The sequence below is a fragment of the Flavobacterium soyae genome (genome assembly GCF_045348165.1).
Classification (GTDB): domain Bacteria; phylum Bacteroidota; class Bacteroidia; order Flavobacteriales; family Flavobacteriaceae; genus Flavobacterium; species Flavobacterium soyae.
In genome coordinates this window covers 406,405-429,798 of record NZ_CP150845.1, presented here as the reverse complement: position 1 = coordinate 429,798, position 23,394 = coordinate 406,405, and the positions used below count along the sequence as shown (strand labels likewise).

At 34.7% G+C, this 23,394-nt stretch carries 34 protein-coding genes; 30 read left to right on the top strand and 4 right to left on the bottom strand.

Translation table 11 applies throughout. The features are described from left to right. Positions 1-34: 34 nt before the first annotated feature. The 4 genes from rlmB to AABD74_RS02015 all read right to left on the bottom strand — a co-directional run bounded on the left by rlmB (position 35) and on the right by AABD74_RS02015 (position 7,371). Entirely contained in the window at positions 35-769 is a 735-nt protein-coding gene (gene rlmB / locus AABD74_RS02030; RefSeq protein ID WP_232680690.1) for a 23S rRNA (guanosine(2251)-2'-O)-methyltransferase RlmB, read from the bottom strand. A gap of 86 nt (positions 770-855) precedes the next feature. Then, positions 856-2,322 carry a SusD/RagB family nutrient-binding outer membrane lipoprotein gene (locus tag AABD74_RS02025; RefSeq protein WP_406844533.1) on the bottom strand — a complete coding sequence of 489 codons (1,467 nt, stop codon included), beginning with the start codon at positions 2,320-2,322 and terminating at the stop codon, positions 856-858. Between the two features lie 3 nt (positions 2,323-2,325). After that, positions 2,326-5,583 carry a SusC/RagA family TonB-linked outer membrane protein gene (locus AABD74_RS02020; RefSeq protein WP_232680694.1) on the bottom strand — a complete coding sequence of 1,086 codons (3,258 nt, stop codon included), beginning with the start codon at positions 5,581-5,583 and terminating at the stop codon, positions 2,326-2,328. An 84-nt stretch (positions 5,584-5,667) separates the two neighbouring features. Next, positions 5,668-7,371, bottom strand: a complete 1,704-nt coding sequence (locus AABD74_RS02015; RefSeq protein ID WP_406844532.1) for a hypothetical protein — start codon at positions 7,369-7,371, stop codon at positions 5,668-5,670. 183 nt (positions 7,372-7,554) lie between these two features. Here AABD74_RS02015 and rpsL point away from each other — a divergent pair, with 183 nt between their 5' ends. The 30 genes from rpsL (at position 7,555) to rpsD (ending at position 23,379) form a co-directional block, all read left to right on the top strand. Further along, complete coding sequence (gene rpsL, locus AABD74_RS02010; RefSeq protein WP_007136570.1) at positions 7,555-7,938, top strand: 30S ribosomal protein S12; 384 nt, start codon at positions 7,555-7,557, stop codon at positions 7,936-7,938. Between the two features lie 23 nt (positions 7,939-7,961). Next, the gene (gene rpsG / locus AABD74_RS02005; RefSeq protein WP_056200545.1) at positions 7,962-8,438 is read left to right on the top strand and encodes a 30S ribosomal protein S7; all 477 of its coding nucleotides are present in this window, start codon (positions 7,962-7,964) and stop codon (positions 8,436-8,438) included. Positions 8,439-8,448: 10 nt separating this feature from the next. After that, positions 8,449-10,605, top strand: a complete 2,157-nt coding sequence (fusA, locus tag AABD74_RS02000; RefSeq protein ID WP_053470826.1) for an elongation factor G — start codon at positions 8,449-8,451, stop codon at positions 10,603-10,605. A 10-nt stretch (positions 10,606-10,615) separates the two neighbouring features. Continuing rightward, entirely contained in the window at positions 10,616-10,921 is a 306-nt protein-coding gene (gene rpsJ, locus AABD74_RS01995) for a 30S ribosomal protein S10 (protein ID WP_007803605.1), read from the top strand. A 395-nt stretch (positions 10,922-11,316) separates the two neighbouring features. Next, on the top strand, positions 11,317-11,934 hold the full coding sequence (rplC, locus tag AABD74_RS01990) for a 50S ribosomal protein L3 (protein ID WP_057124294.1): 618 nt from the start codon (positions 11,317-11,319) through the stop codon (positions 11,932-11,934). Beyond that, a complete protein-coding gene (gene rplD / locus AABD74_RS01985) occupies positions 11,934-12,563 on the top strand; it encodes a 50S ribosomal protein L4 (protein ID WP_057124293.1) in 630 nt (209 codons plus the stop codon). The genes rplC and rplD overlap by 1 nt, the downstream gene beginning before the upstream one ends. Positions 12,564-12,570: 7 nt before the next feature. Then, entirely contained in the window at positions 12,571-12,861 is a 291-nt protein-coding gene (gene rplW, locus AABD74_RS01980; RefSeq protein WP_012022489.1) for a 50S ribosomal protein L23, read from the top strand. Between the two features lie 9 nt (positions 12,862-12,870). After that, on the top strand, positions 12,871-13,695 hold the full coding sequence (rplB, locus tag AABD74_RS01975; protein ID WP_035650459.1) for a 50S ribosomal protein L2: 825 nt from the start codon (positions 12,871-12,873) through the stop codon (positions 13,693-13,695). Between the two features lie 6 nt (positions 13,696-13,701). Continuing rightward, a complete protein-coding gene (rpsS, locus tag AABD74_RS01970; protein ID WP_115889866.1) occupies positions 13,702-13,980 on the top strand; it encodes a 30S ribosomal protein S19 in 279 nt (92 codons plus the stop codon). Between the two features lie 6 nt (positions 13,981-13,986). After that, positions 13,987-14,400, top strand: a complete 414-nt coding sequence (rplV, locus tag AABD74_RS01965; protein WP_007803631.1) for a 50S ribosomal protein L22 — start codon at positions 13,987-13,989, stop codon at positions 14,398-14,400. A gap of 5 nt (positions 14,401-14,405) precedes the next feature. Further along, entirely contained in the window at positions 14,406-15,164 is a 759-nt protein-coding gene (gene rpsC / locus AABD74_RS01960) for a 30S ribosomal protein S3 (protein WP_012022487.1), read from the top strand. A gap of 19 nt (positions 15,165-15,183) precedes the next feature. After that, complete coding sequence (rplP, locus tag AABD74_RS01955; protein ID WP_017495016.1) at positions 15,184-15,609, top strand: 50S ribosomal protein L16; 426 nt, start codon at positions 15,184-15,186, stop codon at positions 15,607-15,609. A 12-nt stretch (positions 15,610-15,621) separates the two neighbouring features. Beyond that, a complete protein-coding gene (gene rpmC, locus AABD74_RS01950) occupies positions 15,622-15,813 on the top strand; it encodes a 50S ribosomal protein L29 (RefSeq protein WP_008464297.1) in 192 nt (63 codons plus the stop codon). Between the two features lie 17 nt (positions 15,814-15,830). Further along, positions 15,831-16,091 carry a 30S ribosomal protein S17 gene (gene rpsQ / locus AABD74_RS01945; protein WP_007803646.1) on the top strand — a complete coding sequence of 87 codons (261 nt, stop codon included), beginning with the start codon at positions 15,831-15,833 and terminating at the stop codon, positions 16,089-16,091. Positions 16,092-16,093: 2 nt separating this feature from the next. Continuing rightward, complete coding sequence (gene rplN, locus AABD74_RS01940) at positions 16,094-16,462, top strand: 50S ribosomal protein L14 (RefSeq protein ID WP_007803649.1); 369 nt, start codon at positions 16,094-16,096, stop codon at positions 16,460-16,462. Positions 16,463-16,473: 11 nt separating this feature from the next. Beyond that, a complete protein-coding gene (gene rplX, locus AABD74_RS01935) occupies positions 16,474-16,788 on the top strand; it encodes a 50S ribosomal protein L24 (protein WP_008464300.1) in 315 nt (104 codons plus the stop codon). 2 nt (positions 16,789-16,790) lie between these two features. Beyond that, complete coding sequence (gene rplE, locus AABD74_RS01930) at positions 16,791-17,342, top strand: 50S ribosomal protein L5 (RefSeq protein ID WP_017495015.1); 552 nt, start codon at positions 16,791-16,793, stop codon at positions 17,340-17,342. Positions 17,343-17,345: 3 nt separating this feature from the next. Next, positions 17,346-17,615 (top strand): 30S ribosomal protein S14, encoded by a 270-nt coding sequence (rpsN, locus tag AABD74_RS01925; RefSeq protein ID WP_008464305.1) that lies wholly within the window; start codon positions 17,346-17,348, stop codon positions 17,613-17,615. A gap of 78 nt (positions 17,616-17,693) precedes the next feature. Further along, entirely contained in the window at positions 17,694-18,092 is a 399-nt protein-coding gene (gene rpsH / locus AABD74_RS01920) for a 30S ribosomal protein S8 (protein ID WP_029272051.1), read from the top strand. A gap of 18 nt (positions 18,093-18,110) precedes the next feature. Beyond that, entirely contained in the window at positions 18,111-18,653 is a 543-nt protein-coding gene (rplF, locus tag AABD74_RS01915) for a 50S ribosomal protein L6 (protein ID WP_232680698.1), read from the top strand. Positions 18,654-18,664: 11 nt separating this feature from the next. Next, positions 18,665-19,015 carry a 50S ribosomal protein L18 gene (gene rplR, locus AABD74_RS01910; protein WP_083572173.1) on the top strand — a complete coding sequence of 117 codons (351 nt, stop codon included), beginning with the start codon at positions 18,665-18,667 and terminating at the stop codon, positions 19,013-19,015. A gap of 3 nt (positions 19,016-19,018) precedes the next feature. Then, the gene (rpsE, locus tag AABD74_RS01905) at positions 19,019-19,543 is read left to right on the top strand and encodes a 30S ribosomal protein S5 (RefSeq protein WP_085950926.1); all 525 of its coding nucleotides are present in this window, start codon (positions 19,019-19,021) and stop codon (positions 19,541-19,543) included. 11 nt (positions 19,544-19,554) lie between these two features. Then, complete coding sequence (gene rpmD, locus AABD74_RS01900; protein WP_056068811.1) at positions 19,555-19,737, top strand: 50S ribosomal protein L30; 183 nt, start codon at positions 19,555-19,557, stop codon at positions 19,735-19,737. 11 nt (positions 19,738-19,748) lie between these two features. Further along, positions 19,749-20,201, top strand: coding sequence for a 50S ribosomal protein L15 (gene rplO / locus AABD74_RS01895; RefSeq protein WP_109190654.1), 453 nt, complete (start codon positions 19,749-19,751; stop codon positions 20,199-20,201). 13 nt (positions 20,202-20,214) lie between these two features. Next, positions 20,215-21,561, top strand: a complete 1,347-nt coding sequence (gene secY, locus AABD74_RS01890) for a preprotein translocase subunit SecY (RefSeq protein ID WP_017495008.1) — start codon at positions 20,215-20,217, stop codon at positions 21,559-21,561. A 7-nt stretch (positions 21,562-21,568) separates the two neighbouring features. Further along, complete coding sequence (gene infA / locus AABD74_RS01885) at positions 21,569-21,784, top strand: translation initiation factor IF-1 (RefSeq protein ID WP_007136545.1); 216 nt, start codon at positions 21,569-21,571, stop codon at positions 21,782-21,784. 12 nt (positions 21,785-21,796) lie between these two features. Further along, on the top strand, positions 21,797-21,913 hold the full coding sequence (ykgO, locus tag AABD74_RS01880; RefSeq protein ID WP_002987490.1) for a type B 50S ribosomal protein L36: 117 nt from the start codon (positions 21,797-21,799) through the stop codon (positions 21,911-21,913). A 2-nt stretch (positions 21,914-21,915) separates the two neighbouring features. Beyond that, positions 21,916-22,290, top strand: a complete 375-nt coding sequence (gene rpsM, locus AABD74_RS01875) for a 30S ribosomal protein S13 (RefSeq protein WP_012022478.1) — start codon at positions 21,916-21,918, stop codon at positions 22,288-22,290. Between the two features lie 8 nt (positions 22,291-22,298). After that, the gene (gene rpsK / locus AABD74_RS01870) at positions 22,299-22,682 is read left to right on the top strand and encodes a 30S ribosomal protein S11 (RefSeq protein ID WP_012022477.1); all 384 of its coding nucleotides are present in this window, start codon (positions 22,299-22,301) and stop codon (positions 22,680-22,682) included. 91 nt (positions 22,683-22,773) lie between these two features. After that, on the top strand, positions 22,774-23,379 hold the full coding sequence (rpsD, locus tag AABD74_RS01865) for a 30S ribosomal protein S4 (RefSeq protein ID WP_008464326.1): 606 nt from the start codon (positions 22,774-22,776) through the stop codon (positions 23,377-23,379). Positions 23,380-23,394: the final 15 nt, after the last annotated feature.

The following is a 23,394-nucleotide window of genomic DNA, read 5'->3' as shown; positions in this document are numbered from 1 at the left end:
GTTTATTAAGTTGTCATTCTATTTTTGGGATATATTAACTTCTTTGGCGAACTGCCTCGTATAAAAATGCACCGCAGGCAACAGATACGTTAAGTGATCCTATGGAACCAAACATTGGTAACTTTGCTTTTTCATCTACGATTTTTAAAACAGAAGGATTTATACCTCTGTCTTCAGATCCCATTATAATAGCTACGGGTTCATTTAATGATAAGTCATAAATGTTTTGATCTGTTTTTTCGGTAGCGGCTACAGTTTTTATTCCAGATCCCTGAAGGTAGAATATTGCATCTTTAATATGTTCCACTTTACAAATAGGTACATTGAATACTGCACCTGCTGATGTTTTAACCGTGTCGCCATTTACCGGTGCAGAACCTGCTTTTTGAACGATAATTCCATTTACTCCTGTACACTCTGCAGTTCTGATAATAGCACCAAAATTTCTCGCATCTGAGATTTGGTCTAATATTAAAAATAATGGTTTTGAACCCGAAGCAATAGTCGATTCTACTAAATGTTCTATATCAATGAATCCAATAGGTGAAATTGTTGCAACAGCACCTTGATGATTGTTTGGTGTTAATCGATTTAGTTTTTCAACCGGAACGTAAGAGAAATTAATGTTGGCACGTTTCATTACCTTCATTAAATCTTTCATTAATTCTCCGGAAATTTCTTTTTGTATAAATACTTTGTCAACTTCCTGACCAGCTTGTATTGCTTCTATAATGGCTCTAATACCAAATATTTGATGTTCTTTTTCCATGTGGCAAATATAGGTATAATGTTTATATAAAAAAAAACCACCCCGAATGAACGGGATGGCTTTTTAGTATTTAATTTAGAATAAATTTAGTGTTTATCCCAGAAAACTTTAGTAGTAACATTATTGTTTCCTAATTTAGTAACTGCTGCTTGTAAATTAGTAGCATTAAGAGTTTGCTCTCTGTTAGGGTAAGAATAACGTTTTGGAACTTCTGTGATGTCACCATAAGTTACTGCAGGTACTTGTAAAGCAGGGAAATCTAATCTTCTGTATGAAGTCCAAGCTTCAAATCCTCTGTTGTATAAAGCAATCCAAGATTGTTCCCCAATTTTTTGCTGCCAAGTTCCTGTTGCTGTAGCATAAGCTACATCAGGTCTTGCTAAGTAAGTTGCGATAGCAGCTGGTGCTACGCCCCAATCTAACATAGAAGCTGTAATGGCCGCATTGTAGTGAGATGCTGGAGTACCACCAACAGCGATACCTCTTGCAGATGCCTCAGCTAATAAAAACTCAACTTCAGAATAAGTAAATAATACACCAGGATATGTTGGTGCTTTAATTGTCTCAGTTAAATGAGAGAATGCATCGTAAGTGTTAATTGCTCCATAGACACCGCCTTTGTATAATCCAGATCCAACTGGATATTCAGTGAAATATTGAGGTCTTCTAGGATCGCTAAGCGCATTTAATTTGTTTACGAATGTATCAGCTGGTATAAAGTCATTACGACCAGATGCAACTAAATCAACATACAATGGGTTTGCATTTGGCTGAGTTGCAGCATAATTCATATAAGTTCCATCAGCACTTGATGTGATTATACCATCTGCAATTGCAGCTAAAGCTTGAGTTGAAGCATAAGTAGCATCAACATCATGCATGTTAATTGCCATTCTTAAACGTAATGAATTTGCAAATTTTGCCCATTTTGCTACATCTCCACCATAGATCAAATCAGCATCACCAAAACTATCCTCGCTGGCATCTAATGCATTTGATGCTGTTGTTAATTTTGAGATAAGATCTCTGTAGATTGTTTGAGCGTCATCGTATTTTGGTAGCGGGTGATTTAAGATATCTAATGCTTCACTATAAGGAACGTCTCCAAAAGTATCTACTAAAATTCCATAACTATATGCAGTTAAGATATCGATTACAGCAATTTTATTATCGATAACAATTAGACCTTCAGGAGCTCCAGTATAAGCAGCTTTTGAATCAACCAAAATTTGTCTAGCTTCTTTGTAGTCTTTTAGTACATCACGGTAATATGTTGTCCAGTGAGTATCAGGAATAGTACGTCCTGTTAAATCATACTGACTTTCTTGTGGATATTGAACTTCTGTCCATTGTTGAGCAAATAATCTGAAAACGTTAAAGTTAACAGAAGTGCTTGTTACTTGATCTACCATTGCATGTTCTGCGTTAGTAAATAAGTATTCAGCCTGAGTGTAAGTTGGACGTTTAGTGTCCGTGTTTAATCCTGTGATATCATCAGTACATGATGCAAACAAGGATAAAAGCGGTATTAATATAAGAAGTCTATTTTTCATAGCTTAGAATTTTATTGTTAAGTTGCAACCAATGTTTCTAGTGGTTGGAAGAGATCCGATAGATAAACCAGCAGATCCAATGTTAGAACCTAAACCACTTTCTGGGTCTGCGTCTGGAAGATTTTTGTCAATTATCCATAAGTTAGATCCAATAAGCGAGATTTTTGCATCTACCAATTTGATTTTTTGTACTAATGAAGTTGGTAAAGTATAAGTAATATTTACTTCTCTTAATTTGATAAAACCAGCATCGTATATATATTGACTTCTTGGTCCGTTAGAGTAAGCATTAGTAATAGCTCCACCAGTTGAATAAGCAGTTCTTGTAGTATTTGGTGTCCCGTCAGCATAAACTCCCGGATTGATTATACCTCCACCATTAGCAATTGTATTTCTTTTTGGGTTTCCAAGGTCGTTGTTGCCGGCAGTATCATCAGTTAAACCTGTACCAACACCATACCATTGGTCAGTTGAGAAGATATCTCCTCCTTTTTTCATATCAATTAAGAAGCTGAAAGAAAGATTTTTGTATGAGAATTTGTTGCGAATACCACCAATCCAATCTGGGTTGATATCACCAATGATGTTATTTGTAGATGTGTTGATAACATATCTTCCTGTTGTAGGGTTAACAATTTTTTGACCATCAGCTGTATAAGTATAATCTGTACCTTTTAGTACACCAAATGGTTGTCCAACAACTGCATTTAATGTTACACCTCCAGGGTATGAAGCTCCAATTAATAAGTTCTGTACGCCATCAGCTAATGCAGTTACTTTGTTGTCGTTTTTAGACCAGTTAACTGTAATATCCCAAGCGAAATCATTTGTTTTAATAGGGGTTGCGTTAAATTGCACCTCAATACCTTTATTTTCAATAGTTGCAGCATTTACATAACGAGTTGAATATCCTGTTGCAGTTGAATATGGAACTGGGATAGCTTCACCGTCATTAACGTTTTTGTATAAACTCACGTCAAAACCAACTCTTCTGTTTAAGAATTGCATCTCAAGACCAATCTCTTGTGTTTTAGTTTTGATAGGTTCTAAATTGGGATTGTTTTTTGTAGAGTTTACAGAATATTGTTGTTGTCCATTGAATGAGTTGATTTTAGTATAAGTATCAACTAAAGCCAATGTTGGAGTTCCAAGTGGGCTCTCAGAGTATCCACCTCTTAATTTACCAAACGTTAACCAGCTAGCATCTACAGCTTTTGTGAAAACCCAGCTGCCTGAAATAGAGTTACTAAATAATGAGTTGTCACCTTCTGGTAATTGAGAGAATGCATCTCTTCTTGATGTAGCATCGATGAAAAACTGATCTAAGTAACCTAACGAAACAGAAGCAAAATAACTGTTTACTCCAGTTTTAGTTTCTCTTTCGTAAGGGAATGGGCTTCCAGAAACTGAATTATCTAAGCTATAAAGTCCCGGAGTAATAAGTCCTCCTTCTGTAGAAGCTGTAATTTGATTGAAGTAATTTCTTCTTACAGTTCCACCTAATACTCCAGTGAAGCTAAAGTTCTCTCCAAAATTCTTTTTGAAGTTAAGTAATAAATCGTAGTTCTGCTCAGAGAAGTTACCATTATAACGTTGGTATCCTGATGTTTCTGTGAAAGCATTGATACCAAAAGTTTTTCCAACAGAACCTACTGCTAATCTTTCTTCACGAAGTTCAGCGTATGTATCTGTAGATATTTTTGCTGTTGCAGACAACCAGTCAGCAATTTTGTATGTTAAGTTAGCATAACCTACAAAACGATTTCTGCTGTCATTTTGGTAGTTTTTGTAACGATCAAAATATGGGTTGTTCCAATAAGCTGGGAATCCATTAGATGCAGATGTTCTGTTCCAAGTAATGTTTTGCCCGCCTGAAGCGTTGTAAGCTTGCTCAAGTTGTTTGATATCAACGTTTGTCTGCCACCATTGACGGAAACCAGAAACTAAGTTGTCGCTGTATCCAGTCATGTTTCTACCAATTGTAGCTTGATTTGAAAAGTTAGCAAAAGTGCTCAAAGATAATCTGTCTGTAAATTGATGGTTCAATTTTAAACTGAAATTATTTTTGTTTATTTCACTATTAGGCATTACACCTGTTTGTTTAGTGTTTGTATAGTTGAATACAACATTCGTTTTGTCATTACCATCTTCAAAAGAGATAGTATTTACTAATGATAAAGAATTTTTAAAGAATGATGTAGGATCATTTTTAGCTCCAACCCAAGCAGTTTTTTTTCCGTAATTGTTATTTCCTGGATAAGCAGAGAATGCATCCCATTGGTAAACATTTAATGATGGATCAAAAGCAGCTCCAACAGAAGCATCATCTCCCATGTATACAACTCTGTCATTTACACCATCACCATCAATATCTTGTGTAGTGTCAAAAGAAGCACCGTATCCAGCTCCGTATGATTTTTGGTATTTAGTAAAAGTGCTTTTGTCTATTACACCAGTAACTACTTCAGATGAAACAGTGATTCCTAAACCTTTTTTAGCTTTACCTTTTTTAGTAGTAATCATTAAAACCCCGTTTCCAGCAAGGTAACCATATAGTGCAGATGCAGCTGCACCTTTTAATACGTTGACACTTTCAATATCTTCTGGATTGATATCCATACCATTATTTCCATAGTCATAACCTTGAGCTCCTCTTGATTGAGCTACAGTACCATCATTAGTATTGTTTGCATTGTTAATTGGCATACCGTCAATTACAATAAGCATCTCATTACTTTGATTGATAGCTTTAACCCCACGTGAGATAGCACTTGTAGAACCACCAAAGTTAGTATTTCTTCTTACGTTAACCCCGGCAACTTTACCAGAAAGTTCGTTTAAGAAGTTACCACTTGCAGTACCATTTCTTAAATCTCCTCCTTTAACCTCTTGTGTTGCATAACCAAGAGATTTTTTCTCTCTTTTTACACCTAAAGCTGTTGTTACAACAACGCTTTCAAGTTCTTGTGCATCTCCTGCTAATTTTACATTAACTGTTGATGAAGTTGCAGCTATTTCTTGGGTTTTCATCCCAATATAGCTAAATACCAAAATTTGGCTTGATGAAGCTTTGATAGAATATTTACCATCAAAATCGGTTTGTGTTCCAGATTTTGTTCCTTTGACTATTACACTAACACCTGGTAAAGGCATTCCTGCATTGTCAGAAACTGTTCCCGAAACAGCTCTTTCTTGCGCAAAAGAAAGTTGCGCAACTAGTACTAATAAAAGCACTAAGAATCCATTGAACTTTAGTTTCATTTTTAAATATTTTGAATTAGTATCGCAAAACTCTTAATAATTTGTTAACTTTCCTAGTAAAATATTTTTTTTTTTCGTTAAAGGTCAAAATTTAACATTATAACATATGTTTATGATAGTGTTATATAATTGTAATTCCTGAGTTTTATTAGCTCCGTTTGTGAGATTAATATTTATTAACCCATTTGGAGTTTGAATTGTGGTTCCAATTCCAATTCCTATTAATTTTTTTATTTTGTTAGGCTCTGAAACGCTTGTTAAGTCTTGATATATTCCATAATCTAAGATTGAATTAATGTAGAGATTTGATGAAACAATATATCTGTACTCTGTAAGAATGGATGCTGTGAAATTTGCCTGGAGACTATTTTCTAAAAATCCTCTTATTGATTTAATTCCGCCAAATCTGAACAATTCGTTTGAAATGTAGTTTTTACTTTGCAAATAAAAATTTTGTGAATTTATGTTAATATAATTTTTACTGTTGAGTTCAAAATTATAGCCGGCACTTAAACTTATGTAGAATTGTTTGCTTGATCCGGCTGTTTCTAAATCGTTATTTGTATTTCTTCTCCCGTATCCGGATGCTAGGTTCAAGAATGCTTTTCTTTGCATCAGGTAATTGTTGTAATCTGTTTTTTTATATTCGAAAGTTGATGTGAAATACGAATTGTCAAAATCACTGATTGTTGAGTTGTTGGTGTTTTGAATGTCGCTTGACTCAGTAGATTGATATCCTAGATATATTTTAGAATTGTAATTTATATAATAACCTAAATCAATTGCCGTTTTTGTGTTTTGAAAAGTACTGTCTTGTTTGAATATATTTAATTGGGCTTTTATTCCAAGTGGTGACTTGAATATATATGGAATCTCCAATTTAGTGTTAAAGGTCTTTTGTTGATTTCCGTCGCTTTTCCAGTACAATGAAAATTGTTCTCCGGCATGAAGTGTGTTGATTAGTAGAATGTCAAGATAACCATTAAGAGTTACTTTTTTGTTTTCATCATTTGAAAACCCAATAAAACCATCAAAAGTGTTTGCCTTTCTTTTTTCTATATAAGTATAAATTTTAGTAGAATCATTTGTAAAGAGTATTTCGGGATATTTAGTTTGAGAAACAAACTCGAAATTATTAATGTCTTCGTAAAGCTGTTTTGTGATTTCCTGATTAAATGTCTTGTTTAGATATTTTTTGTTAAGTTGTTTTAAATGGCCTTTCGGGAAAAAATTACGAGAATTGTTATTTACATAATTTAGAATAATGGAATTTACATTGCGTTTTTTTTCAGATTTAAAATTTAAATCGGCGCAAATTACCAAATCCTTTCTTCGGATATTTTCGAGTTTAATTTTGCTAAGTGCAAAACCATCTTTTTCAGCTTGGATTATTTTCGAGTTTAAATAGTTTTCAATTTCACTATAAGGAAGAATTATGGAGTCATTTTGTTTTTTATGAGAATCAAAAAAGCGATTATTTATACCTATATATATATGTATACTTTGTATTCTGTTTTTCAGGCTAAAAATAACGGCATAAGTGCTGTCATTTATTTTGTTGTTTTCAAGTGTTTTATTGTCTAAAAAGCCTTTTTTTGAAAGTTTGCCGGAAGTGTTTTTTATCTCATCAAACAGTGATTTGATATTTGGGTGAACTGCAGTGTAATTTAAGGAGTCAATAATTTTGTTTTCAATTTCATTTGATCCGTTTATTTTTAGATGAAAGGTTTGAGTATAAGCAGAAAAGCTTATGAAGAAAAAAAACAATGTATTGAAAAACTGTTTCAAGTGAAAATGTTTTGTTTAATTAAAGTGTATGCAAATATCTATTGTTTGTTTGTAAAAACATACTAATAAATAATGTTGTTGAAAATTAATAGATTAACGTTTGTATAGTGGAAATTATTTTATACATTTGCAACCCCGTAAAAAGCGGGAATTTAATAAACATAATAATTTTTAGTATTAATTATGCCAACAATTCAACAATTAGTAAGAACAGGAAGAACTCAGATAACTAAGAAGAGTAAATCGGTTGCTTTAGATTCTTGTCCTCAAAGAAGAGGGGTTTGTACGCGTGTTTACACTACTACACCAAAAAAACCAAACTCTGCAATGCGTAAAGTTGCGCGTGTACGTTTGACAAATGGTAATGAGGTGAATGCTTACATTCCTGGAGAAGGACACAATCTACAAGAGCACTCGATAGTATTAGTTAGAGGCGGAAGGGTAAAAGATTTACCAGGTGTTAGATATCATATCGTTCGTGGAGCGCTTGACACGTCAGGAGTTGCAGGAAGAACGCAAAGAAGATCTAAGTACGGTGCTAAACGCCCAAAAGAAGCAAAAAAGTAATTTAAAACTTTTAAGAAAAAGACATGAGAAAAAGAGCGGCAAAGAAAAGACCACTTTTACCGGATCCAAGGTTTAATGACCAGTTGGTAACGCGTTTTGTGAACAACTTAATGTGGGATGGTAAAAAATCTACAGCTTTCAAAGTATTTTATGATGCAATTGATATCATTGAAACTAAAAAGCAAGATTCAGAGAAAACTTCATTAGAAATTTGGAAAGATGCTTTAACAAACGTTATGCCTCACGTAGAAGTACGTAGCCGTAGAGTTGGTGGAGCTACATTTCAAATTCCAATGCAGATTCGTCCAGACAGAAAAATTTCTATGGCAATGAAGTGGTTAATACTTTATTCTAGAAGAAGAAATGAAAAATCTATGGCACAACGTTTAGCGTCAGAATGTTTAGCTGCTGCTAAAGAAGAAGGTGCTGCGGTTAAGAAAAGAATGGATACTCACAAAATGGCAGAAGCTAACAAAGCATTCTCTCACTTTAGATTTTAATTCGTAAGAAATGGCTAGAGATTTAAAATATACAAGAAATATCGGAATTGCTGCTCACATTGATGCTGGTAAAACAACAACTACTGAGCGTATTCTTTTTTATACTGGAAAGTCACACAAAATTGGTGAGGTACACGATGGTGCTGCAACAATGGACTGGATGGCGCAAGAGCAGGAAAGAGGTATTACAATTACTTCTGCTGCTACGACTTGTACTTGGAATTTTCCAACAGAGCAAGGTAAAGCGCTTCCGGAATCATTGCCTTATCACTTTAATATTATTGATACTCCTGGACACGTTGACTTTACCGTAGAGGTAAACCGTTCTTTACGTGTACTTGATGGTTTGGTTTTCTTATTTAGTGCTGTTGATGGTGTTGAGCCTCAATCAGAAACTAACTGGAGACTTGCTGATCAATATAGAGTTCCTCGTATGGGATTCGTAAATAAAATGGATCGTCAAGGTGCTAACTTTTTAGCTGTATGCGGACAGGTTAAAGACATGTTGAAATCGAATGCGGTTGCAATTACTTTGCCTATTGGAGATGAAGCTGATTTTAAAGGTATTGTTGACTTAGTGAAAAATCAAGCTATTGTATGGCATGATGAAACTCAAGGAGCTACTTTTGATATCGTTGATATCCCAGCGGATATGATTGATGATGTTAAGCATTACCGTTCTATTCTTATCGAAGAGATTGCAACTTATGATGAAAATCTTTTGGATAAATATATGGAAGATGAAAACTCTATTACAGAGGAAGAAATCAACAATGCATTAAGAGCTGCTACTATTGATATGGCTATTATTCCAATGCTTGCTGGTTCATCTTTCAAAAACAAAGGTGTTCAGTTTATGTTGGATGCGGTTTGTAAGTATTTACCATCTCCTTTAGATAAAGAAGGTATTGAAGGAATTCATCCTGATGATGCTGATTTATTAGAAGAAGATCAAACGAAAATTTTACGTAAGCCAGATGTTAAAGAGCCATTCGCTGCTTTGGCGTTTAAAATTGCTACTGACCCATTCGTTGGGCGTTTAGCTTTCTTCCGTGCATATTCTGGGCGTTTAGATGCTGGATCTTATGTTTTAAATACTCGTTCTGGTAATAAAGAAAGAATTTCTCGTATTTACCAAATGCATGCTAATAAACAAAATCCAATCGAATTTATTGAAGCTGGAGATATTGGTGCTGCTGTTGGATTTAAAGATATTAAAACAGGAGATACTCTTTGTGATGAAAAGAATCCAATTATCTTGGAATCTATGAAATTCCCTGATCCTGTAATTGGTATTGCTATTGAGCCAAAAACAAAAGCTGACGTAGATAAAATGGGTATGGCTTTAGCTAAATTAGCTGAAGAAGATCCAACATTTACAGTTAGAACTGATGAGGCTTCTGGGCAGACTATTATTTCAGGTATGGGTGAGCTTCACTTAGATATCTTAGTGGATCGTATGAAACGTGAATTTAAAGTTGAAGTAAACCAAGGTGAGCCTCAAGTTGAGTATAAAGAAGCGTTTACAAGATCTGCAACACATAGAGAGACTTACAAGAAACAATCTGGAGGTCGTGGTAAATTCGGGGATATCGTATTTACAATCGAGCCTGCTGATGAAGTTGATGGTAAAGTTCCAGTTGGATTACAATTTATCAATGCTGTAAAAGGTGGTAACGTTCCTAAAGAATATATCCCTGCTGTTGAAAAAGGATTTAGAGAGGCTATGAAAACTGGTCCGTTGGCAGGATATGCTGTGGATAGTTTGAAAGTAACTTTAACTGATGGATCTTTCCACCCTGTGGATTCTGATGCATTATCTTTTGAGTTAGCTGCAAGAATGGGTTATAAAGAATCAGGACGTGCTGCTGGAGCTGTTATTCTTGAGCCAATCATGAAAATCGAAGTTATTACTCCAGAAGAAAATATGGGTGATATCGTAGGTGACTTGAACCGTCGTAGAGGTCAGGTTAATGATATGGGTGATAGAAATGGTGCTAAAACTATTAAGGCTGATGTGCCTTTATCAGAAATGTTTGGATATGTAACTACATTAAGAACATTATCTTCTGGTAGAGCTACTTCAACAATGGAGTTTTCTCACTATGCAGAAACACCTTCTAATATTTCAGAAGAGGTAATCAAAAAAGCAAAAGGTAACGCTTAATTTTAAGAAAATGAGTCAAAAAATCAGAATAAAACTAAAATCTTACGATCACATGTTGGTAGATAAATCTGCTGAAAAGATCGTAAAAACAGTAAAAACTACTGGAGCAGTTGTAACAGGTCCAATTCCGTTGCCAACTCACAAAAAACTTTTCACTGTGCTACGTTCTCCGCACGTTAACAAAAAAGCGAGAGAACAGTTTGAAGTAATGTCATACAAGAGATTGATTGATATTTATTCATCTTCATCAAAAACTATCGATGCATTAATGAAACTTGAATTGCCAAGTGGTGTTGAAGTAGAGATAAAAGTATAATTTTTTTTATATTTTTTATATATAAAAGCGAGACGTAAGTGTCTCGCTTTTTTTGTTGCTTCAAGGTGATTTTTAATTTGATTTTTTTGTAGTTAAGGCTAGAGATGAAATGTATAGATGTCTTTATTTTAGCATGCTGCGAGAGTTTTTTGTTGTGATTTGTTTAAGTAATTGTTGTATGTAAAATTGAATTTTATTGAAGTCTAAAGTTTAGATTTTGGAATAAATAAAATCTCTTTTGTTGTGAGTTTGGGGCTTGGATTTTGATAATGAGCGATTTAATTTTTGTAACTGTTTGGTATATTCAATTTTAATATCTACTTTTGCACTCCCTGTTTGGAAATTTCTGTTATTTTCAAATTGAAGGGAATTTTAGTAATTAATAATTAATATTTATGTCTGGGTTAATTGGTAAAAAAATCGGCATGACTAGTATTTTCGATGAAAACGGGAAAAACATTCCTTGTACAGTAATCGAAGCTGGGCCGTGTGTTGTTACCCAAGTCAGAACCAAAGGTGTTGACGGGTACGAAGCGTTGCAGCTAGGTTTCGATGACAAAAACGAGAAACATTCTACTAAAGCGGCTTTAGGTCACTTTAAAAAAGCTGGAACTGTTGCTAAGAAAAAAGTCGTTGAATTCCAAGATTTTGCAACTGAACAAAAATTAGGAGATCTTATTGATGTTTCTATTTTTGAAGAAGGAGAATTTGTAGACGTACAAGGTGTGTCTAAAGGTAAAGGTTTCCAAGGGGTTGTTAAACGTCACGGTTTTGGTGGTGTTGGACAAGCTACTCATGGTCAGCACAACCGTTTAAGAGCGCCAGGTTCTGTAGGAGCTTCTTCTTATCCATCTAGAGTATTCAAAGGAATGCGTATGGCTGGAAGAATGGGAGGAGATAATGTAAAAGTTCAAAACCTTAGAGTTTTAAAAGTAGTTGCTGAAAAGAATCTACTTGTTGTTAAAGGATGTATTCCTGGACACAAAAACTCTTACGTAATCATTCAGAAGTAATGGAAGTAAAAGTATTAGATTTCAACGGAAAAGATACTGGTAGAAAAGTTCAACTTTCTGATTCAGTATTCGCAATTGAACCAAATAATCACGCTGTATATCTTGATGTTAAGCAATATCTTGCTAATCAAAGACAGGGTACTCACAAAGCTAAAGAAAGAGCTGAAGTAACTGGAAGTACGCGTAAGATTAAAAAGCAAAAAGGTACGGGTACAGCTCGTGCGGGAAGTGTTAAGAATCCTTTGTTTAAAGGTGGGGGAACAGTTTTCGGACCAAGACCAAGAAGTTATTCATTCAAATTGAATAAAGGATTGAAAAGATTGGCTAGAAAATCAGCTTTCTCGATCAAAGCAAAAGAATCAAATATTATTGTTCTTGAAGACTTTAATTTTGATGCGCCAAACACTAAAAATTTCATTAACGTTTTGAAAGCTTTAGGGTTAGAAAATAAAAAATCTCTATTTGTGTTGGGAGAGTCAAATAAAAATGTATATTTGTCGTCACGCAATTTAAAGGCTTCTAATGTCGTAACTAGCTCAGAATTAAGCACTTACGCAATATTAAACACTAATAATTTGGTGCTTTTGGAAGGTTCTTTAGAGTTAATTGAAGAAAATTTAAGCAAATAATAGGAGTATGAGTATCATAATTAGACCTATAGTAACTGAAAAAGTAACCAAAGAAAGTGAAGTTCTAAACCGCTTCGGATTCGTTGTTGACAAAAAAGCAAACAAAGTTCAGATTAAGAAAGCTGTTGAAGCTGCTTATGGAGTAACTATCGTTTCAGTTAACACAATGAATGTGAGACCAGATAGATCTACTAAATACACTAAAAGTGGTTTAATCAGTGGAAAGACAAATGCAATTAAAAAAGCAATTGTTCAAGTACAAGAAGGAGAAACAATTGATTTTTACAACAATATCTAAGATAGAAAAATGTCAGTAAGAAAATTAAAACCTATTACCCCAGGTCAGCGATTTAGAGTTGTGAATGGTTATGACGCCATTACAACTGATAAGCCGGAACGCTCTTTGATAGCGCCGATAAAAAACTCTGGAGGTAGAAATAGTCAAGGAAAGATGACCATGCGTTATACGGGTGGTGGTCACAAGCAGAGATATCGTATTATTGATTTCAAAAGAACTAAAGATGGAATCCCAGCTACAGTGAAATCAATCGAATACGATCCAAATCGTACTGCGTTCATCGCTTTATTAGCTTACGCTGATGGAGAGAAAACTTATGTTATTGCTCAAAACGGATTGAAAGTTGGTCAGAAATTAGTTTCTGGTCCAGAATCTCAACCTGAAATTGGTAATACATTACCTTTAAGCAGAATTCCTCTTGGAACTGTTATATCTTGTATTGAGTTACGTCCAGGACAAGGAGCGGTTATTGCTCGTTCAGCTGGAACTTTTGCTCAGTTAATGGCAAGAGACGGGAAATATGCAACAATTAAAATGCCATCTGGTGAGACAAGATTAATCTTGTTAACTTGTTCGGCTACAATTGGAGCTGTTTCTAATTCTGACCACCAATTAGTTGTATCTGGAAAAGCAGGTAGAACAAGATGGTTAGGAAGAAGACCTAGAACTAGACCAGTAGCGATGAACCCAGTTGATCACCCTATGGGAGGTGGTGAAGGACGTTCTTCTGGAGGGCACCCGCGTTCAAGAAACGGATTGCCAGCTAAAGGTTACAGAACTCGTTCTAAGAAAAACCCGAGTAACAAGTATATCGTAGAACGTAGAAAGAAATAATAAGATATGGCACGTTCATTAAAAAAAGGACCTTTCGTTCATTATAAATTAGACAAGAAAGTTCAGGAAAACGTAGAAAGTGGTAAAAATGGAGTAGTAAAGACTTGGTCTAGAGCTTCAATGATTACTCCAGATTTCGTTGGACAAACTATCGCAGTTCATAACGGTCGTCAATTTGTACCAGTTTACGTAACAGAAAACATGGTAGGTCACAAATTAGGAGAGTTTTCACCAACTAGATCTTTTAGAGGTCATGCTGGAGCAAAAAATAAAGGTAAAAAATAAGAAGCAATGGGAGTTCGTAAAAGAGAAACAGCAGATGCGAGAAAAGAGGCTAATAAGTCTATTGCTTTCGCAAAATTGAATAACTGCCCTACTTCACCTAGAAAAATGCGCTTAGTAGCGGACTTGGTAAGAGGTCAGAAGGTAGAAAGAGCACTTAACATTTTAAGATTCAGTTCTAAAGAAGCTTCAAGAAAATTAGAAAAACTATTATTATCTGCAATCAATAACTGGGAGCAAAAAAATAGTGAAGGTAATTTAGAAGAAGCTGGATTATTTGTTAAAGAGATCAGAGTAGATGGTGGAATGATGTTAAAAAGACTTCGTCCAGCTCCACAAGGTCGTGCACACAGAATAAGAAAACGTTCTAATCACGTTACAATCGTGCTTGGAGCTATCAATAACACACAAAGCAATTCTTAAGCAGCATGGGACAAAAGACAAATCCAATTGGAAATAGACTTGGTATCATCAGAGGGTGGGACTCAAACTGGTATGGTGGAAATGATTACGGTGATAAACTTGCCGAAGATCACAAAATCAGAAAGTATATCCACGCTCGTTTATCAAAAGCTAGTGTATCAAAAGTAATCATAGAGAGAACTTTGAAACTTGTAACCGTTACTATCACTACTGCTAGACCTGGTATCATTATCGGAAAAGGCGGACAAGAGGTAGACAAGTTAAAAGAAGAACTTAAGAAAGTTACTGACAAAGAGGTTCAAATTAACATCTTTGAAATTAAAAGACCTGAGTTAGATGCTTATCTTGTGGCGACTAGCATCGCTCGTCAAATCGAAAGCCGTATCTCTTACAGACGTGCAATTAAGATGGCTATTGCAGCTTCTATGCGTATGAATGCAGAAGGTATTAAAGTTTTGATTTCTGGTCGTTTGAATGGTGCTGAAATGGCACGTTCTGAAGGTTTCAAAGAAGGTAGAATTCCTCTATCAACTTTCAGAGCTGATATTGATTATGCTTTGGCTGAAGCTCACACTACTTACGGTAGAATGGGTATCAAAGTATGGATCATGAAAGGTGAAGTTTATGGAAAGAGAGATCTTTCTCCACTTGCTGGGATGGATAAAAAACAATCTGGTACTGGCGGTGGTAAAGGTGGAGATGCCCCTAGAGGTAAATCTAACTTTAATAAAGGTGGAAAACCAGACGCTCGTAAAAGAAAGTAAATTTTTAAACTAAAGAAAAATGTTACAGCCTAAAAGAACAAAATACCGTAAGGTACAAAAAGGTAAAATGAAAGGTAACTCTCAAAGAGGGCATGAACTTTCTAATGGAATGTTTGGTATTAAATCTGTACATGAAGATGGAATGTTCTTAACTTCTCGTCAAATCGAAGCTGCGCGTATTGCTGCAACTCGTTACATGAAGAGAGAGGGGCAATTATGGATTAAAATATTTCCAGACAAACCTATCACTAAGAAACCTCTTGAAGTACGTATGGGTAAAGGTAAAGGAGCAGTTGAGTATTGGGCTGCTGTTGTTAAACCAGGAAGAATTATGTTTGAAGTTGGAGGAGTTCCATTGTCAGTTGCAAAAGAGGCTTTGCGTCTTGCGGCTCAGAAACTTCCAGTAAAAACTAAATTCGTCGTTGCTAGAGATTTCGAAGCATAATTTATATTTATTATGAAACAATCAGAAATAAAAGATCTTTCTGCAGCGGAGTTGCAAGAAAAGCTTAGTCAAACTAAGAAAGTATATGCTGACCTAAAAATGGCTCACGCTATTTCTCCAATTGCTAACCCACTTCAAATTAGAAGCGTTAGAAGAACAGTTGCAAGATTGGCTACAGAGTTAACTAAAAGAGAGTTACAATAATTGTATTCTGCTGAAAGATGGAAGAAAAAAGAAATTTAAGAAAAGAAAGAATAGGTGTTGTTACTTCAAATAAAATGGATAAATCTATTGTTATTGCTGAAGTAAGAAAAGTAAAACACCCATTATACGGTAAGTTCGTGTTGAAAACTAAGAAATATGTTGCACACGACGAAACAAACGACTGTAACATTGGAGATACTGTAAGAATTAGCGAAACGCGTCCTTTAAGTAAAACAAAATGTTGGAGATTAGTTGAAATCTTAGAAAGAGCTAAATAATTATGGTACAACAGGAATCAAGACTAAAAGTAGCAGATAACACGGGAGCAAAAGAAGTTTTAACTATTCGTGTTTTAGGAGGTACCAAAAGAAGGTATGCCTCTGTTGGTGACAAGATTGTAGTATCTATTAAAGATGCAACTCCAAACGGTAACGTGAAAAAAGGAGCTGTTTCAACTGCAGTTGTTGTGCGTACCAAAAAAGAAGTGAGAAGAGCTGATGGTTCTTATATCCGTTTCGATGACAATGCATGTGTTCTTTTGAATGCAGCAGGGGAAATGAGAGGAACTCGTGTTTTTGGTCCGGTAGCAAGAGAACTTCGTGAAAAACAATTCATGAAAATTGTATCATTAGCACCAGAAGTGCTTTAATTCGTTTTAAGATGATAAAGCTAAAAATAAAATCAGGAGATATCGTAAGAGTTATTGCCGGAGACCATAAAGGTGCTGAAGGTAAAGTTTTACGTGTTTACCGTGAGAAAAATAAAGCGATAGTTGAAGGTGTTAACCTGGTTTCAAAACATACAAAACCAAGTGCTAAAAACCCTCAAGGTGGTATCGTTAAGAAAGAGGCTTCTATTCAAATTTCTAACATTGCACTAATTGATCCTAAAACTAAGGAAACAACTAGAGTAGGTATTAGAGTAGAAGGAGATAAGAAAGTAAGATTTTCAAAAAAATCTAATCAAGTACTATAGTAATGGCATATACACCTAGACTAAAAGAAGAATATAAGAGTAGAGTAATCTCTGCTCTTAAAGAAGAGTTCGGATATACAAACGTTATGCAAGTTCCAAAACTTGAAAAAATCGTTTTGAGCCGTGGAGTTGGTGCAGCTGTATCTGATAAAAAACTTATTGACTATGCAGTTGATGAGTTAACAAAGATCACTGGACAAAAAGCAGTATCTACAATTTCAAAGAAAGACGTTGCGTCTTTCAAATTGAGAAAAGGGATGCCTATTGGAGCAAAAGTTACATTACGTGGTGAAAGAATGTATGAGTTTTTAGATAGACTTATTACTTCTGCTTTACCGCGTGTTAGAGATTTTAGTGGTATTAAAGCTACTGGTTTCGACGGAAGAGGTAACTACAATCTTGGAGTTTTGGAGCAAATCATTTTCCCGGAAATTGATATTGACAAAGTAAACAAAATCTCAGGAATGGATATTACATTTGTTACTACTGCAAAAACAGACAAGGAAGCAAAGTCATTATTGGCTGAATTAGGATTACCTTTTAAAAAGAATTAAGATATGGCTAAAGAATCAATGAAAGCCCGTGAGGTGAAAAGAGAAAAAACGGTAGCTAAGTATGCTGAAAAGAGAAAAGCTTTATTAGAAGCTGGAGACTACGAAGGTTTACAAAGATTACCAAAAAACGCTTCACCTGTTCGTTTACACAACCGTTGTAAATTAACTGGAAGACCAAGAGGTTATATCCGTCAATTCGGTATTTCACGTGTAACTTTCCGTGAAATGGCTAACAATGGATTAATTCCAGGTGTAAAAAAAGCCAGCTGGTAATTTAAAAAAGTTTATAAATTGATTAAAGGTTCAGGAGGCAGGGTGCTTCCTGAAAACCATAATCGCAATCAAATACATATGTATACAGATCCTATTGCAGATTATTTGACTAGAGTTCGTAACGCTGTGGCAGCAAACCACAAAGTTGTTGAAATTCCAGCTTCTAATCTTAAAAAAGAAATAACTAAGATCTTATTTGATCAAGGTTATATCTTAAGTTACAAATTTGAGACGAACACTGTTCAAGGTTCTATCAAAATTGCTTTAAAGTATGATAAAGACACTAAAGAGCCTGTAATTAAAGATATCCAAAGAATTAGTAAACCTGGTTTACGTAAGTACGCAGGTGCTGCCAAATTACCAAGAATCCTTAACGGATTAGGAATTGCTATTGTTTCTACATCAAAAGGTTTGATGACAGGAAAACAAGCTAAGCAATTAAATGTAGGTGGTGAAGTAATTTGTTACGTATACTAATTTTAAACACTAGATAAGATGTCAAGAATAGGTAAAAGCCCAATTGTAATCCCTGCTGGTGTAACTGTAGAAGTTAAAGACGGTATTATTACAGTAAAAGGAAAAAAAGGTCAATTAGTTCAGGAGTTTTCGGACGTAAATGTAACTGTTGAAGGCGATCAAGTTTTAGTTGAAAGATCGTCTGATCATAAAGACCACAGAGCAAAACACGGATTATTCAGATCTTTGATCAATAATATGATTATCGGTGTTTCTGAAGGTTTTACAAAAGAACTAGAATTAGTTGGAGTTGGTTATAGAGCTTCAAACCAAGGTCAAAAATTAGATTTAGCTCTTGGATATTCTCACAATATTGTTTTAGAAATTGCTCCAGAAGTAGCTTTAGAAACAATATCTGAAAAAGGTAAGAACCCAATCGTAAAATTAACATCATTTGATAAACAACTTTTAGGTCAAGTTGCTGCGAAAATCAGAGGTTTCCGTAAGCCAGAGCCATACAAAGGTAAAGGTGTTAAATTTGTGGGTGAAGTATTAAGAAGAAAAGCAGGTAAATCAGCTTAAAAAATAAGATTATGTCATTAACAAAATCTGAAAGAAGACAGAGAATTAAATTCAGAATTAGAAAAACGATTAGTGGTTCTGCTGCTAAACCAAGACTATCTGTATTTAGAAGTAACAAAGAAATTTATGCTCAACTTATTGATGATGTAAATGGAGTTACTATATTAGCTGCATCTTCGAGAGAAAAAGAAATAGGAAAAGGTACTAACGTTGAAATCGCTGCTGCTGTTGGAAAATTAGTTGCAGAGAAAGCGTTAAAAGCCGGGATTGATACCATTACTTTTGATAGAGGTGGTTATTTATATCACGGTCGTATTAAATCATTAGCAGAAGGCGCAAGAGCGGCTGGACTTAAATTCTAATATATTATGTCTAAATACAAAAATGTAGAATTGGTAAAACCAAGTGGTCTTGAACTTAAAGATCGTCTGGTAAGTGTTAATCGTGTTACTAAAGTTACAAAAGGAGGTAGAGCTTTTGGTTTTTCTGCTATTGTAGTTGTAGGTGATGAAAATGGAGTAGTTGGTCACGGATTAGGAAAATCTAAAGACGTTTCTGAAGCAATTGCGAAAGCAGTAGAAGATGCTAAGAAAAATTTGGTAAAAATTCCTTTAAATGGTCAATCAGTTCCTCACGAACAAAAAGGAAAATTTGGTGGTGCACGTGTATTCTTAATTCCTGCTTCTCATGGTACAGGAGTTATTGCTGGTGGAGCTGTTCGTTCAGTTCTTGAATCAGTTGGTATTCATGATGTATTATCAAAATCTCAAGGATCGTCAAATCCTCATAACGTAGTTAAAGCAACTTTTGATGCTTTATTACAAATGAGAAGCGCTCATACTGTTGCAAAACAAAGAGGTGTTTCTTTAGAAAAAGTTTTTAAAGGTTAATCAAGTAAATTATGGCTAAATTATTAGTAAAACAAGTAAGAAGCAAGATCAACTGTCCTCTTTCTCAAAAGAGAGGTTTAGAAGCTTTAGGTCTACGTAAAATGGGACAAGTTGTGGAGCATGAGTCAAATCCTGCTATCCTTGGTATGATAAATAAAGTTAAACACTTAGTTTCTGTTGAAGAAGCTAAATAACAAATACTGTTATGAATTTAAGTAACTTACAACCTGCTGAAGGATCAACGCACAATCAAAATAAAAGATTAGGTAGAGGAGAAGGTTCTGGAAAAGGTGGCACTGCTGCAAGAGGTCACAAAGGAGCAAAATCTCGTTCTGGTTATTCTAAAAAGATTGGTTTTGAGGGTGGACAAATGCCACTTCAAAGACGTGTTCCTAAGTTTGGTTTCAAAAACATCAATCGTAAAGAATACGAAGGTGTTAATTTAGATACGCTTCAATTATTAGTAGACAATGGTGTGATTACTGATTCTGTTTCAATGACAGATTTCGTGGCAAATCGTCTAGCTACCAAAAATGAAATCGTTAAGATTTTAGGTAGAGGAGAATTGAAAGCAAAATTAAAAGTAACTGCCCACAAATTTACTGCTACTGCAAAAGCTGCTATTGAGGCTGCTGGTGGAGAAGCTGTAACTATATAACTTATCTATTAAGATGAAGAAATTTATTGAATCAATAAGTAATGTTTGGAAAATCGAAGAACTGAAAAACAGAATCTTAATTACATTAGGATTGCTTTTAGTATATCGTTTTGGTGCACACGTTACGCTTCCTGGAATTGACGCAACTCAATTAACAGGTTTAGCGGGACAAACTAAAAATGGTTTAGGATCTATCCTAGACATGTTTACTGGGGGTGCTTTCTCTAAAGCTTCAGTTTTTGCTTTAGGTATTATGCCTTATATTTCTGCATCTATTGTTGTTCAGTTAATGGGAATTGCGATTCCTTATTTACAAAAACTTCAAAATGACGGAGAAAGTGGTAGAAAAAAGATTAATCAAATCACTCGTTGGTTGACTATAGCTATTACACTGGTTCAAGGTCCAACTTATATCTATAATTTATACAGAACATTGCCTGGTAGTGCTTTTCTACTAGGCTTTAATTCACCTGAATTTTTGTTCTCCTCTGTTATCATCTTAGTTACAGGTACAATTTTTGCTATGTGGCTTGGTGAAAAAATTACTGATAAAGGTATTGGAAATGGAATTTCATTATTAATTATGGTTGGTATCCTAGCTCGTTTACCTCAAGCTTTTATTCAAGAGTTTACAACGAGAGTTACCAACAACAATGGAGGTCCAATGTTGTTAGTTATTGAAATTATTGTGTGGTTATTAGTAATCATTTCTTGTGTATTGCTTACAATGGCAGTACGTAGAATCCCGGTTCAATACGCTCGTCGTACAACAACTGGTGATTATGAGCAAGATTTGGCAGGCGGTAATAGACAATGGATTCCTCTTAAGCTTAATGCTTCTGGAGTTATGCCAATCATTTTTGCTCAGGCAATTATGTTTATCCCTGCAGCTGTAGCTGGATTGTCTAAGTCAGATACATCACAATCTATTGTTGGTGCATTTAGTAATATGTTTGGTTTCTGGTATAATTTTGTTTTTGCAACTTTAATTATTGTATTTACATTCTTTTATACTGCAATCACTGTACCTACTAACAAAATGGCTGATGATTTAAAAAGAAGCGGCGGTTTTATTCCTGGAGTTCGTCCGGGAGCTGAAACTTCAGATTTCTTAGATAAAGTGATGTCTTTAATAACTTTCCCAGGATCTTTATTCCTTGCTTTGATTGCTGTGTTCCCAGCTATTGTTGTAAGTATTATGGATGTACAACAATCTTGGGCAATGTTTTTTGGAGGTACCTCATTAATAATTATGGTTGGGGTTGCAATAGACACTATTCAACAAATCAATTCATACTTGTTAAACAAACATTATGATGGTTTAATGAAGACTGGTAAAAATAGAAAAGCAGTAGCTTAATATATTTATGGCAAAACAATCAGCAATAGAACAAGACGGATCAATCATTGAAGCATTATCTAATGCGATGTTCCGTGTGGAGTTAGAAAATGGACATATTGTAATTGCTCATATTTCTGGAAAAATGCGTATGCATTATATCAAGTTATTACCTGGTGATAAAGTGAAACTGGAAATGAGTCCTTACGATTTGTCAAAAGCAAGAATTACTTATCGATATTAAAGGATATTCACTATGAAAGTTAGAGCATCAGTAAAAAAGAGAAGTGCCGAGTGCATTATCGTGCGTAGAAAAGGAAGATTGTACGTGATAAACAAAAAGAATCCTAGATTTAAACAAAGACAAGGATAATTATGGCAAGAATAGCAGGGGTAGATATCCCAAAAAACAAAAGAGGTGTTATAGCACTTACCTACATCTTCGGATTAGGAAAAAGTAGAGCTATTGAGATTTTAGAAAAAGCTCAAGTTAGCCAAGATAAAAAAGTTCAAGATTGGAATGATGACGAGATCGGAGCGATTCGTGATGCTGTTTCATTTTACAAAATTGAAGGAGAATTACGTTCTGAAGTTTCTTTGAACATCAAACGTTTAATGGATATTGGTTGTTATAGAGGAATTCGTCATAGATCTGGTCTTCCATTAAGAGGTCAAAGAACTAAAAACAACTCTAGAACAAGAAAAGGAAAAAGAAAAACTGTTGCTAACAAGAAAAAAGCAACTAAATAATAAGTAATATGGCTAAAGCAACTGCAAAAAAACGTAAAGTTATCGTTGAATCAACGGGTGAAGCTCATATTTCTTCGACTTTCAACAATATTATCATTTCTTTGACAAATAAGAAAGGTGAAGTTATTGCTTGGTCTTCAGCTGGTAAAATGGGTTTCAGAGGTTCTAAAAAGAATACTCCGTATGCAGCTCAAATGGCAGCAGAAGATTGTAGCAAAGTAGCTCTTGAGGCAGGACTTAAAAAAGTTAAGGTTTATGTAAAAGGACCAGGAAACGGACGTGAGTCTGCTATCCGTTCTATTCATAACGGTGGAATTGAAGTTACTGAGATTATCGACGTTACTCCAATGCCGCACAACGGATGTCGTCCTCCAAAAAGACGTAGAGTTTAATTTTTTATTTTTATAGTATAATCAAGGTAGAATATAGATTATCGGAGGATTAGACCTGAATTCATAATCTCTACCTTAAAATTTTTTTAAAATGGCAAGATATACTGGTCCAAAAACCAAAATCGCTCGTAAATTTGGCGAAGCAATCTTCGGAGATGATAAATCTTTCGAAAAAAGAAATTACCCACCTGGACAACACGGGATGGCTAAGAAAAGAGGAAAAAAATCTGAGTATGCTGTTCAGTTAATGGAAAAGCAAAAAGCTAAATATTCTTATGGAATTTTAGAAAAACAATTCAGAAATTTATTCGAAAAAGCATCAGCTACTAAAGGTGTAACTGGTGAAGTTTTATTACAACTATGTGAAGCAAGATTAGATAATGTTGTTTTTAGAATGGGAATTGCTCCATCTAGAAGAGGTGCTCGTCAAATTGTATCTCACAGACACATTACTGTAAACGGAGAAGTTGTAAACATTCCTTCTTACCACCTAAAACCTGGTGATAAAGTTGCTGTTCGTGAAAAATCTAAATCTTTAGAAGCTATCGAACGTTCTTTATCAAATTCAAGTCATGTTTATGAATGGATTACTTGGAACAATGATCTTAAAGAAGGAACTTTTGTTTCTGTACCTGCGAGACTTCAAATTCCAGAAAACATTAAAGAACAATTAATCGTAGAGTTGTACAACAAATAATAATTGACTTAGTCG